General features: G+C 66.5%; 9 protein-coding genes and 1 other RNA gene. 8 read left to right on the top strand and 2 right to left on the bottom strand.

Annotation, left to right across the window (positions count from 1 at the left end):
- Positions 1-47: 47 nt before the first annotated feature.
- Both AB6724_RS07450 and AB6724_RS07445 read left to right on the top strand, forming a co-directional pair.
- Complete coding sequence (locus tag AB6724_RS07450) at positions 48-1736, top strand: MBL fold metallo-hydrolase (protein ID WP_369337873.1); 1689 nt, start codon at positions 48-50, stop codon at positions 1734-1736.
- Between the two features lie 55 nt (positions 1737-1791).
- A complete protein-coding gene (locus tag AB6724_RS07445; RefSeq protein ID WP_369337872.1) occupies positions 1792-2559 on the top strand; it encodes a pseudouridine synthase in 768 nt (255 codons plus the stop codon).
- Between the two features lie 74 nt (positions 2560-2633).
- Here AB6724_RS07445 and rnpB read toward each other — a convergent pair.
- Positions 2634-2971, bottom strand: an RNA gene (gene rnpB / locus AB6724_RS07440) — RNase P RNA component class A.
- Between the two features lie 21 nt (positions 2972-2992).
- Positions 2993-3817, bottom strand: a complete 825-nt coding sequence (locus AB6724_RS07435; RefSeq protein ID WP_369337871.1) for an AraC family transcriptional regulator — start codon at positions 3815-3817, stop codon at positions 2993-2995.
- A gap of 98 nt (positions 3818-3915) precedes the next feature.
- On the opposite strand from AB6724_RS07435, the gene AB6724_RS07430 reads away from it, so the two are divergent.
- The 6 genes from AB6724_RS07430 to AB6724_RS07405 all read left to right on the top strand — a co-directional run bounded on the left by AB6724_RS07430 (position 3916) and on the right by AB6724_RS07405 (position 13175).
- Complete coding sequence (locus AB6724_RS07430; RefSeq protein ID WP_369337870.1) at positions 3916-4869, top strand: DMT family transporter; 954 nt, start codon at positions 3916-3918, stop codon at positions 4867-4869.
- Between the two features lie 272 nt (positions 4870-5141).
- Complete coding sequence (gene cysK / locus AB6724_RS07425) at positions 5142-6062, top strand: cysteine synthase A (RefSeq protein WP_369337869.1); 921 nt, start codon at positions 5142-5144, stop codon at positions 6060-6062.
- A gap of 194 nt (positions 6063-6256) precedes the next feature.
- Positions 6257-8095 (top strand): ABC transporter ATP-binding protein, encoded by a 1839-nt coding sequence (locus AB6724_RS07420; RefSeq protein ID WP_369337928.1) that lies wholly within the window; start codon positions 6257-6259, stop codon positions 8093-8095.
- Between the two features lie 43 nt (positions 8096-8138).
- Complete coding sequence (locus tag AB6724_RS07415; protein ID WP_369337868.1) at positions 8139-8405, top strand: DUF2164 domain-containing protein; 267 nt, start codon at positions 8139-8141, stop codon at positions 8403-8405.
- Between the two features lie 97 nt (positions 8406-8502).
- Entirely contained in the window at positions 8503-9741 is a 1239-nt protein-coding gene (gene sbcD / locus AB6724_RS07410; protein WP_369337867.1) for an exonuclease subunit SbcD, read from the top strand.
- A complete protein-coding gene (locus tag AB6724_RS07405; RefSeq protein ID WP_369337866.1) occupies positions 9738-13175 on the top strand; it encodes an AAA family ATPase in 3438 nt (1145 codons plus the stop codon). The genes sbcD and AB6724_RS07405 overlap by 4 nt, the downstream gene beginning before the upstream one ends.
- Positions 13176-13211 lie beyond the last annotated feature (36 nt).

Below are 13211 nucleotides of genomic sequence, written 5' to 3'. Positions count from 1 at the left end.
CCCCATGCGACATTCATGGCTGCCGCGACTTCGCATAATGTGAACTCATGACCTCACCCCGCCAGAACCGTCCCAGCCAGTTGCTACAGCCTCAGCGCCAGCCCGTTGCCACCCGTGATGCCTCCACCATCCTGCTGCTGCGCGACGGCGCCGACGGCTATGAGGTGCTGATGACCCGCCGCGCCGCCCAGGGCAACTTTGCCAATGCCTATGTGTTTCCTGGCGGCGGCCTCGAGCCCCAGGACGCCGACCCGGCCAACCATGCTCTGGCCCGTGTGCGCCAGGGCATGGTGGATGCGGGTGGAGAACTGCGCATCACCCAGGCCCTGGCCGGAATTCGCGAGACTTTTGAGGAACTCGGCGTTTTGCTGGCCTATGACGAGACCGGCCGGCCCGTGTCGCCCGCACAGGTGCAGACCCTGGACCGCAAGGCCTCGCTGTATGAGCAGTGCCGCGCGCTCGGCTGGAGCCTGGCCGTGGACCAGCTCTGGTATCTGGCCCACTGGACGGCAGCCCGCGATCTGCCCAAGCGCTTCAACGTGCCGTTCTTCGTGGCCCGCATGCCCGAGGACCAGACCGCCGTGGCCGATGAGACCGAGCAATTCGAACCCACCTGGATAGGTCCGCTGGCCGCCTTGCAGCGCTTTGCGGAAAAAAGCTTGGTTCTAGTCTTCCCCACCGAACGCACGCTGCAGCGCATGGCGGCTTTTGCCGACACCCAGGCCGTGCTCGATGCGCTCCAGAGCGAAAACCTGCTGTGGCACAGCTGCCCGCGCACCGGCTACCTCCAGGGCCAGGACACGCGACATATGGAAACCGATATGGCCTATGGCGAACTGGAATTCGTCCACCCCGACGGCCAGGCCGGCCACCATCTGGACTGGCAATTCGAGCAGGCCGTGCCCCTGCGCAAAAACCTGCTGCGCCTGACCGCCCCCAACCCCGGCGTGATGACCGGCCCCGGCACCAACAGCTATCTGGTCGGCGATGCGAGCACCGGCTATATCGCCATCGACCCCGGCCCCAACGAGCCCGCTCACCTGCAGCGCCTGCATGATGCGGCGGGCGGCGACATACGCTACATCGTCTGCACCCATTCCCACCCCGACCACTCGCCGGGCGCCGCACCGCTGCAGGCCATGGTGGAGCTGTCCGGCCATGCCAGGCCGCCCATCATGGGCCTGCCCTCGGCGCCCACGGCGCGCTCCAACAGCCGCTTCAAGCCGGAAATCACGCTGCGTGACGGGGAACGCATCGCGCTGCAGGGTCAGGGCGATGCCGGCGAGATCACGCATACGCTGCAAGCCATCTTCACGCCCGGCCATGCGGCCAACCACCTGTGCTTTCTGCTCGAGGAAGATGCGCTGCTGTTCAGCGGCGACCATATCCTCAACGGCAGCACCACCGTGGTCAGCCCGCCCGACGGCAACATGATCGATTACCTGGATTCGCTGGACAAGCTCGACGCGATCTGCGGCGAACATGGCGTGAACCACATCCTCCCGGCCCACGGCTATGTGCTGGGCAGCGCGCGCCAGCAGATCGCCAAGCTCAAGGCCCACCGGCTCGCGCGCGAAGCCAAGGTCCATGCCGCCATGCGTGCCAAGCCCGACGGCAGCATCCAGGACTGGGTGGCCCTGGCCTATGCCGACACGCCCCAGGCCCTGTGGCCCGTGGCAGAGCGATCGCTGCTGGCCCATGTCGAGCGCATCCAGACCCTGTGCCTGGGCCGCTAGGCCCGGCCAACACCTGCGAACAACTAGGACATGGCCGCCGCATTAAGCTCGCGCCATGTCTGAATCCCAGCCTGAAACTCAAAGCATCCGCCTGTCCAAGCGACTCGCGGAGCAGGAACAATGCTCGCGCCGCGAGGCCGAGCTGCATATCGAAGCGGGCAACGTCCAGGTCGACGGCAAGATCGTGCAAGTGCCCGAGACCCGCGTCAGCCCCGCCCAGGTCGTCACCCTGCGCCAGGGCGCCAAGCCCGAGGCCATTCCGCCCGTCACCATCCTCATGAACAAGCCCGCGGGCATGACCCAGGGCCCGGCCTATGGCCGCGTGCGCAGCGCCCACTCGCTGCTAGGCGAAGCCACCAAGGCCGAGCTGGACACCCCCATGCCGCAACTGGTGCTGAACCAGCACTTCAAGCACCTGGAGTCCTACCTGACGATCCCCCTGCCCGCCAGCGGCCTGATCGTCTATACGCAGGACAAGCGCGTGGCGCGCAAGCTGGCCGAGGAAGGCATGTGGCTGGAGCAGGAAATCATCGTCGGCGTGGAAGGCAAGGTCCATGAAGACGGGCTGGAGCTGTTGCAGGACGGCCTGCCCATTCCCGGCGGCAATGGCCACCGCCGCCTGCCGCCCTGCCATGTGAGCTGGCAGAACGAGAACCATCTGCGCTTTGCACTCAAGGGCATTGCACCCGAAGAGATCGAGCGCATGTGCGCCGCCATCGGCCTCACGGTGACCAGCATGCGCCGCCTGCGCATAGGCCGCGTCTCGCTGGCCAAGGTGCCCGAGGGGCAGTGGCGCTATCTGATGCCCTGGGAACGGTTCTAAGCCCATTCAACTCATAAAAAAAGAGCTGCCAGCGCTTGTCTACAAAGCGCTTTCAGCTCTTTTTGCCTATCAAAGTGTGAAGTGCGCCGATAAGCCGGATTCTGTGCACAGCGGTTGCCCGCTGCGTGACCGCCATTAATCTTGGCCGCCAGTCGCCTGGTGGCTCGGTGCTACCTACCCGCACACTCCGGGGGCCCCGTCAACGTGTGCCTACTTGGTATTGCTGCGCGTAGAGATTGCCCGTTTCACCCTGGTTGGTCTGCCTTGCGGCACTCCTGCCAGACTCGTCTCTGTTGCTCTGATCCTCACCTCACGGTGGACAGCTGTTAGCTGCTACGCCGCCCTATGCAGTCCGGACGTTCCTCCGGTACGGCCTTTCGGCACTTGTACCAGCGGCGGTCTGGCGCACTTCACGGTGCGCATTATCCCGCGTTCACAAAGAGCTTGCACAGAACTCGCGTCTGAACTGCTCGGGAGCCAGGCCGGACTCGCGCTGGAACATGGCGATGAAGGCCGAGGGCGTGCTGTAGCCCAGGTCATAGGCGATGCGCTGCACGGTATGGCCGGCCTCCAGCGCGTCTATGGCCCGCAGATAGCGCATGCGCTGGCGCCACTCGCCCAGGCTCATGCCCAGCTCGGCCTGGCAGTGGCGCGCCAGCGTACGTTCGGTCATGTGCACGGTCGCGGCCCAGGCGGCCAGACTGCGGTGGTCGTCGGGACAGGACTGCATAGCGTCGAGCACCTGTACCAGCGCCGGATGCTGAGCCACCGGCAGAAAGCTCAGCTCCAGCGGCGTGGCGCACAGCTGGTCGTGCACCACCTGGGCCAGCCGCAGGTCCGGCTCCGTCGTCGGAACCTGCACGCCGCGGGCGCCGAAGTCCAGCAGTATGGCCTTGATGATGGGGCCGATGGGCATGCAACCCGCAGACTTCGGCAACGCCTCGCAAAGCGCGGGGGCAAGATAGACGGAGCGATATTGCACCGCGTGCTGCAGATAGCAGCTGTGCACCACGCCCGGAGGAATCCAGACCCCATGCTGGGGCGGGCACAGGATATGGCCGGTGGGCACATCCATGCTCAGGCTGCCGTGGGCCGCATAGTTCAGATGCCCCCAGCGGTGGCTGTGCGGCGGCGCCTCGCTGTGCTCGCCAAACTCGTCATAGCGGAAGTAATAGCAGCCCTGCACCTTATCCGTGTCTAGGATCCGGACGGCTTGCCGCTTGGCGGCCAGGGCAGAGCGGGGAGCGGAAGCAGGCATGGCGTTCGTCCGGCTTGCGTTATGAAATGTCTGAAATCAGGAATGCACTTTAAATACGTCAGACGCATGATAGTCCCCATCAAGGAGTCTTCACCATCATGGGTTCTTATCTACTACCGCTGGGCGCAGTACTGATCTGGTCCATCAACACCGTGGTCAGCAAGCTGGCTGCGGACAGCATCAGTGCCGCCGAGATCGGTTTTTTCCGCTGGGTCGTTGCCGCCCTGCTGTTCACGCCCTTTCTGCTGCCCTCCATCTGGCGCCAGCGCGCCGACATCAAGCCCCTGCTGCCCAGAATCATGGTGCTGGGCGTTCTGGGCATGGTGATCTACCAGAGCCTGGCCTATTACGCGGCCCACTACACCACGGCCACGCACATGGGCATCATCGGCTCGCTCACGCCCATGCTGGTGCTGGCTCTGGCCGTCTTCATGCTGGGCCAGCCGCTGACGCGCGGCGGAGTCTGGGGCTCGCTGCTGGCGATTGCGGGCGTGGCACTGGTGGTCTCGTCGGGCCGGCCGTCGCGCCTGCTGTCCGAAGGGCTGAACCTCGGCGACGCGATGATGTTCATCGCCATGCTGGCCTATGCGATCTACAACATCCTGCTCAAGCGCTGGCCCATGCCGCAACTGGCCACCATCCAACTGCTGTATCTGCAGGTGCTGGTCGCGGTGGCGGCACAGCTGCCGCTGTATCTGCTGTCGCCCAAGACGGGGCTGAACGCCGTCAACCTGCCGCTGGTGGCCTACGCCGGCATCATGGCCTCGATTGCCGCGCCGCTGCTGTGGATGAAGTCCGTGCAGCAACTGGGGCCGGGCCGCTCCAGCATGTTCTTCAATCTGATTCCGATCTTCACGGCCATGGTCGCGTTTGCCGCGCTCGACGAACCGCTGGCGCTGTACCACGCCGTGGGCGGCGCCATGACGGTCACGGGCCTGCTGCTAGCCGAGCTGTGGAAAGCGCCGCTGCGCCGGCCTGCGCGGCCTAGCTCAGCAAATGGACAATGGTGTAGCTCATCAGCGACAGCAACCCGACCACGGCCACCAGCATGACCCATGGTCCCCAGCGCTGCTCGCGCCAGGAGAAGCCCCCCAGCAGAACCACACAGCACAAGCCCAGCAACATCAGAGTGGTGTTGAAACTCAGCAAGTCAGACCTCCTGAAATACAGCTTCGGAGCATTGTTACATTCCTGGCCGCCAGGGGCTGCGGCAACTGCCAAGGTCTTGACCTGAGGCAAGAATATTCATATTCCTGCCAGGCAGAACAACTGCGCCACAATGCAGTTCTTGGGCTCTGCTCCTTTATCCACTCCTGGAGGCTTCATGAAGTTCGACAACGTTCTGCAGACCATCGGCGATACGCCCACCATCCACATCAACCGCCTGTTCGGCGCCAACGCTGATGTGTGGATCAAGTCCGAGCGCAGCAATCCCGGCGGCTCCATCAAGGACCGGATCGCGCTGTCCATGATAGAAGACGCCGAGAAGTCCGGCACCCTCAAGCCCGGCGGCACCATCATCGAGCCCACCAGCGGCAACACCGGCGTGGGCCTGGCCCTGGTCGCGGCCGTCAAGGGCTACAAACTGATCCTGGTGATGCCCGACAGCATGAGCGTCGAGCGCCGCCGCCTGATGCTGGCCTATGGCGCCACTTTCGATCTGACGCCCAAGGAAAAAGGCATGAAGGGCGCCATCGCCCGGGCCCAGGAACTGGCGGCACAGATACCGGGCGCCTGGATTCCCCAGCAGTTCGAAAACCCTGCCAACGTGGCCGTGCACGAGGCCACCACGGCCCAGGAAATCCTCAGGGACTTTCCCGAAGGCGTGGATGTCTTCATCACCGGCGTGGGCACGGGCGGCCACCTCTCGGGCGTGGCCAAGGTGCTCAAGGCCAAGTTCCCCAGGCTCAAGGTCTATGCGGTGGAGCCCAGCGCCTCGCCCGTGATCTCGGGCGGCCAGCCTGCGCCCCACCCGATTCAGGGCATTGGTGCGGGCTTTATTCCCAAGAACCTGGACACCAGCCTGCTCGACGGCGTGATCCAGGTCGATGCCGAGCCCGCACGTGAATACGCGCGCCGCATGGCCACCGAGGAAGGCCTGCTGGTCGGCATTTCCTCGGGCGCCACCCTGGCCGCCATCGCCCAGAAGCTGCCCGAGCTGCCCGCTGGCACCCGGGTGCTGGGCTTTGCCTACGACACGGGCGAGCGCTATCTGTCGGTGGAAGGCTTTCTGCCCAGCGCCTGAGCCGGGCTTACGCCACCCCAAGGCCTGCCGATGCAGGCCTTTTTTCATTGCCGCCTGGGGCCGCGGCCACACGCAGCGAGGAGCGTGGGGGCCCCTCCTCATCGCGAATGGACCCATGTACCAAGCGGTCATCGCTGGCGGCCGGTGCCGGGTACGGGGACTCGCCTAATATCGCTGTTCAAGGAGAAATGACAGTGTTTGGCTTCTTCGAAAAACAAGTCCCCCCCTACCCCGCACCCGAACCCAGGGTGCCCCCCAAAGGCTTTTTCGCCTTTCTCTGGGCCTGCACCCAGGGCATGCGCGGCTGGATCGGGCTGATGACGCTGACCTCGGCCCTGCTGTCGGTCTACGAAGCCCTGCTGTTCGCCATCATGGGGCGCGTGGTGGACTGGCTGGGCACGGTCTCGCCCGCCAACTTCTGGGCCGAGCAGCAGGCCACCATCCTCGGCATCGTGGCCATCCTGCTGGGCAGCGTGCTGCTGCTGGCCCTGCACACCCAGGTCATGCACCAGGTGCTGGCCATCAACTTTCCCATGCGGCTGCGCTGGATCTTCCACAAGCTGATGCTGGGCCAGAGCATGTCCTTCTACGCGGACGAATTCGCGGGCCGCATCACCACCAAGATCATGCAGACCGCACTCTCGGTGCGCGAAGTGATCTTCATGGTCGTCGACGTGCTGGTCGGCGTGAGCGTCTACATGATAGGCATTCTGATTCTCGCGGCCAGCTTCGAATGGCGGCTGATGATTCCGTTTGCGCTGTGGTTTGCCGCCTATGCCGCAGCCTGCTTCTTCTTCGTGCCGCGCCTGGGCAAGATCGGCAAGGAGCAGGCCGATGCGCGCTCCATGATGACGGGCCGCGTGACCGACGCCTACACCAATATCGCCACCGTCAAGCTGTTCGCCCACACGCGCCGCGAGGCCGAGTACGCGCGCAACGCCATGGAGGCCTTCAAGGCCACGGGCTATGCGCAGATGCGCCTGGTCAGCCTGTTCGAGATCACCAACCATCTGATGATCGCGCTGCTGCTGCTGGGCAGCGGCGGCACGGCCCTCTATCTGTGGACCCAGGGCCAGGCCTCGGCCGGCGTGGTCGCGGCCGTGCTGGCCATGGCGCTGCGCCTGATGGGCTATTCGCACTGGGTGATGTGGCAGATGACGGGCCTGTTCGAGAACGTGGGCACGATCCAGGACGGCATCACCACGCTGACCAAGCCGCGCCTGATCGTGGACGCGCCGCTGGCCAAGCCGCTGCAGGTGACTCAGGGCGCGATAGCCTTCGAGGACGTGAGCTTCGGCTACAAGGCCGACGGCAAAAAAGTCATGGACCACCTGAACCTGCATATCCGCCCCGGCGAGCGCATAGGCCTGATCGGCCGCTCGGGGGCGGGCAAGTCCACGCTGGTCAACCTGCTGCTGCGCTTTCACGAGGTGCAGGGCGGCCGCATCACCATCGACGGCCAGGACATACGCAACGTCACCCAGGACAGCCTGCGCAGCGCCATCGGCATGGTGACCCAGGACACCTCGCTGCTGCACCGCTCCATGCGCGACAACATCCTCTACGGCCGCCCCGACGCCAGCGAGAAAGAGATGCGCGCCGCGGCCCATGAGGCCGAGGCCTCCGACTTCATCGAGACCCTGAGCGACCTCAAGGGCCGCACCGGCTACGACGCCCAGGTGGGCGAGCGCGGCGTCAAGCTCTCGGGCGGCCAGCGCCAGCGCGTGGCCATCGCGCGCGTGATGCTCAAGGACGCGCCCATCCTGCTGCTCGACGAGGCCACCAGCGCGCTGGACAGCGAGGTGGAAGCCGCGATCCAGGAAAGCCTGGACAGCCTGATGCAGGGCAAGACCGTGATCGCGATCGCCCACCGCCTGTCCACCATCGCGGCCATGGACAGGCTCATCGTCATGGACCAGGGCCATATCGTGGAAACCGGCACCCATTCGCAGCTGCTGGCGCGCGGCGGCATCTATGCCAAGCTCTGGGCCCACCAGAGCGGCGGCTTTCTCGCCGAAGTGGCCAGCGAATAGACCGTATCACCTCCAAGCCCTTACCTCTCAAGCGTCAGCAGCTATGACTATTGAACTGAACAAACACGCCCGACAGCAGGCCATGACCTCCATAGAGCGCTATTTCCGCGAGAGCATGGACGAGCCCATAGGCAATATGCAATCGGGCGCGCTGCTCAATTTCTTTCTCGCCGAGATCGGGCCCAGCATCTACAACCAGGCCGTCAGCGATGTGCAGCAGAACCTGCAGGCCCGGCTGCAGGAGCTGGACTATGAAGTAGGCCAGGAAGAGTTCGGCTACTGGACGGCCAAGCGCCCCGCCAGGCGCTGAAATCCATGCCCTCTCGGCAAAGCCTGCCGGCCACGACCGGCCAGGCTTTTTACCGGGCCTCCACGGCCCGGACGGCGCGCTGGCATACCATCGCCTCATGCGCATTCTCCATACCTCCGACTGGCATCTGGGCCAGCATTTCATGGGCCAGAGCCGCCAGGCCGAACACCGCGCGCTGATAGCCTGGCTGCTGGAGCAGGTGCAGGCCCATGCGGTCGATGCCGTGCTGGTGGCCGGCGATATCTTCGACACCGGCGCGCCGCCCAGCTATGCGCGCGAGCTGTACAACCAGCTGGTCGCCAGGCTGCATCAGGCCGGCGTGGCGCTGCTGATTCTCGGCGGCAACCATGATTCGGTCAGCGTGCTCGACGAAAGCCGCGATCTGCTGCGCCATCTGGGCACGCAGGTGATCGCCGCCACCGGCACGCCCCTGCAGCATGTCATCACCCTGCCCCGACGCGGCGGCGAGCCCGGCTGCATAGTCTGCGCCCTGCCCTTCATCCGCGCCCGCGATGTGCTGCAGAGCCAGGCCGGCCAGAGCGCACAGGACAAACAGCTGGCACTGCAGAACGCCATCCAGTCCATCTACCAGCAGGTGTATGCGGCCGCACTTGAGCAGCAGGCGGAACTGCAACAGTCGCTGGGCCGCAGGCTGCCCATCATCGCCAGCGGGCATCTGACCACCGTGGGCGCCAGCAGCAGCGAATCGGTGCGCGAGATCTATGTGGGCTCGCTGGAAGCCTTTCCCACCAATGCCTTCCCGCCGGCCGACTATATTGCGCTGGGCCATATCCACCAACCGCAGAAAGTGGGCGGGCTCGAACATATACGCTACAGCGGCTCGCCCATCGCACTGGGCTTTGACGAGGCACGCCAGGCCAAGCAGATGCTGCTGGTGGAGCTGGACGACGCCGGCCTGCAGGCCGTCACGCCGCTGGCCGTGCCCATGTTCCAGGCCCTGGTAGCGCTGCGCTGCACCCTGGCCGATTTGCCGGGGGCTCTCAAAAATGCCGCTTCCGGCCCAGACCCCAAGCGCGCTGCATGGCTGGATGTCACGATCGAAGAAGACGACTATCTGGCCGATCTGCCGGCCCGCGTTCAGGCCCTAGCCGAAGGTCTGGCTGTACAGGTGCTGCGCATCAAGCGCCAGCGCGGCAGCGCCGCGCCGCAGCTGCAAAGCCAGGCCATGGAATCGCTGGACGAGCTGACGCCGCTCGAGGTGTTCGCGCGCCGCCTGGCTCAGGAAACCCTGGAGCCGCCTTTGCAGCAGGCCCTGACCGAGCGCTACCGCAGCGTGGTCGAGGCGCTGGGCAGCGCCGACGGAGAGGCGGCATGAAGATTCTCAAACTGCGCCTCAAGAACCTGAACTCGCTCAAGGGCGAATGGTCCATAGACTTCGGCGCCGCGCCCTTTGCCGACAACAGCCTGTTCGCCATCACCGGCCCCACGGGCGCGGGCAAGTCCACCCTGCTCGATGCGATCTGCCTGGCCCTGTATCACCAGACGCCGCGCCTGGCCAGCATCAGCGCGGGCAGCAACGACCTGATGACGCGCCACACGGCCGACTGCCTGGCCGAGGTCGAATTCGAGGTCAAGGGCAGCCGCTACCGCGCCTTCTGGAGCCAGCGCCGTGCGCGCGACAAGGCCAGTGGCGCGCTGCAGGCGCCCAAGGTCGAACTCGCGCGCGTGGCCGACGGCCAGATCCTCAGCAGCCACAGCGGCGACAAGCTCAAGCAGATGGCGCAGATCACGGGACTGGACTTTGCGCGCTTTACCCGCTCCATGCTGCTGGCCCAGGGCGGCTTTGCGGCGTTTCTGCAGGCCAGCGCCAACGAGCGCGCCGAGCTGCTCGAGGAGCTGACCGGCACCGACATCTACGGCCAGATTTCGCAAGCCGTGTTCGAGCAGGCCCGCGATGCGCGCCAGGCGCTGGAAAAAAACCAGGCCCAGGCCGACGGCATGCAGTTGCTGGCCGAAGCGGAGCGCGCGCAGCTGCAGGCCGAGGCCGAACAGCTGCAGACCGCATTGGCCGGGCTGCACACGCGCCACGCCGCCTTGCAGACATTGCAGCGCTGGCAGGAGCAAAGCGCGCAAGCCGCGCAGGCCCAGGCCCAAGCCAGCGACGCTCAGACGCAAGCACAGCAGGCATTGCAGGCCGCGGCGCCCGAGCTGCAGCGCCTGCAAGCCCATGGCCCGGCCCAGGCCATACGGCCCGCGCACGAACGCTGGCAACAGGCCCGTGCCGCATGCGACGCGGGCCGGCAGCAGCTGCAGCTGCTGCAGTCGGCATCGCAGCAGGCACGCCTGGCGCAGTGGCAGTACCACCGGCATGCCCAGGACCTCGCCGAACAGGCTGAGCAGCAGGCCGAGCAGCAACTGCAAGCGCTGCAGACGCAGCAGACCCAGCTCGCGCAGTGGCAGCAGACCCACGCCGCCCATGCTGTGCTGGGCGAGCATTTGAGCGGCTGGCGCGAAAAGCTCGAGCAGCGCCAGCACACCCGGGAGCAGCTGCAACGCGGCCAGGACGAGCTGCAGCAGAACCAAGGCCGGCTGGAGCAGCTGCAGCACCGCCTGGATGCCCAGGCCCGCCAGGTACAGCAGGCCGGCGCCGTGCTGCTACAGGCCGAGACCGCCGCACAGCAGGCACTCCAGGCTCAGCAGCAACGGCTGACCCCGCATGGCGGCAGCTTGGCCCAGCTGCGCGCCCACTGGCAGCAGGCCCAGCAGCATCTGCATGGCTGGCAGCGGCTGCACGCACATGCCCGCCTGCGCCAGCCCATGGAGGACAGTCGGGCGCAGCTGAGCGCCGCACTGCAGGCCACGGCAGGCCGCATCGAGCAGCAACAGACGGAGCTGCTGGCCTTGCGGGCCCAGTACAAAGCACAGAAGGAAAAAGTGGCCGACAAGCAGCAGTTGCTGGCACAGGAACAGCGCATACAAAGCCTGGAGGCCCAGCGCCAAGCCTTGCGGCCCGGCGAGGCCTGCCCGCTGTGCGGATCGCACGAACACCCGGCCCTGGCCGCCTACGCTGCCATCGACCAATCGGCTACCGCCGCCGCGTTGCAGCAGGCCCAGGCCCTGCTCGAGGCGCTGCAGCGCCAGGGCGAGCAGCTGGGCGCCGACCAGGCCGCCAGCCGCAGCCAGCACGGCAGCCAGCAGACGCAGCTGGAGGCCGTGAGCACGCAGATCGCCGAGTGGCAGGCAGCATGGGCCGCGCTATGCCAGGCCGCGCCCGAACCCGTGGCCGATGCCGCCTGGCAGCAGCCCGATGTGCTGGCCCGGGCACAGCAGGCGCAGGAGCAGCGGCTGGCCACCCTGCAGCAGGTGCTGGACGCCGCGGAAGCCGGCGAGCGCACCGGGCAGGCCGCCAAGGATGAGGCCCACGGCGCGCGGCAAGCGCAGCAACAGGCCCTGCACCAGCAGGAACGCCTGCAGCAATCGCTGCACGAAAGCACGGCGCAGCAGCAACGCCTGGCTGCAGCGCTGCAGGGCCTGCAGAGCGATGCAGCCAGCCTGCATGCGGCCCTGCAAGCCGCCGTGGCCCAGGCCGGCCACAGCGTGCCAGAGGCCGCGGACGCCGCAGTCTGGCTGCAGGCACGCCAGCAGGACTGGCAGGCCTGGCAAAGCCAGCTGGCCCGGCTGCAGGCCCTGGCCCAGCAGCTGGAGCTGCAGCGGCACCAATGCGCCCAAACCACCCAACAGGCCCGCGAATGGCAGCGGCGCGGCGCGGAACTGGAGCCCGTGGACGCGGGCGCCGGCCATGAGGCGCCCGTCCGACCCGCGACACTGGCCGACTGCACCGTACAAGTGCAGCGCAGCACACAGCAGCTGGCCGGCCTGCAAGGCCAGGCCCGGCAGGCACAGGACATGCTGACCGGCCTCGAGCAGGCCCTCATGCATGCGCAAGCCGCATGGGAGGCGGCCTTGCAAGCCAGTCCGTTTGCCGACGCCGCGGCCTTTGCCCGGGCCTTGCTGCCCGCCGCAGAACAGCAGCGCCTGGCCGAGCTCGGCGACCGGCTGCAGCAGGCTGTGCACAGCAGCGCCGCCTTGCTGGCCGAAGCCACGCAGCGCCTGCAGCGGCTGCAGGACCAGGCCTTGACGGCCGAAACGCCCGAGACCATCGGCGCGCAGCTACAGGCGCTGGAGGCCGAACGCAGCGCGGCGACCGAACACCTGGGCGCCCAGCGCGCACGGCTGGACGACGATGCGCGGCGCCGCGCAGGCCAGCAGGATCTGCTGCGGCAGATTGCCGAACAGCAGCGCGACAGCGAACTCTGGCAACGGCTGGACGGCCTGATCGGCTCGGCCAGGGGCGACAAGTTCCGCAAGTTTGCGCAAGGCCTGACCCTGGACCATTTGCTGCATCTGGCCAACCGCCACCTCACGCGTCTGCACGGCCGCTATCTGCTGCGCCGCAAGCCCACGGGGGAGCTGGAGCTGGACATCGTGGACGGCTGGCAGGCCGAGGTGGCACGCGACACGCGCACGCTGTCGGGCGGCGAGGCCTTCCTGGTCAGCCTGGCCCTGGCGCTGGCGCTGTCGGATCTGGTCAGCAGCAAGACCTCTATCGATTCGCTGTTCCTCGACGAAGGCTTCGGCACCCTGGACGGCGACACGCTGGAGACGGCGCTGGCGGCTCTGGACGCGCTGAACGCCAGCGGCAAGATGATAGGCATCATCAGCCATGTGGAAGCGCTCAAGGAACGCATTCCCGCGCAGATCCGCGTGGAAAAAGGCGCGGGCGTGGGCTACTCCCGGCTGGTGCTGTAGCCACCGGAAAATATGCTGGCAGCGCTTGATGCACAA

It is taken from the genome of Comamonas guangdongensis, from assembly GCF_041079535.1.
Taxonomy (GTDB): domain Bacteria; phylum Pseudomonadota; class Gammaproteobacteria; order Burkholderiales; family Burkholderiaceae_C; genus Comamonas; species Comamonas guangdongensis.
The sequence above is the reverse complement of the archived record's forward strand: the minus strand, read 5'-3'. Positions and strand labels throughout refer to the sequence as shown.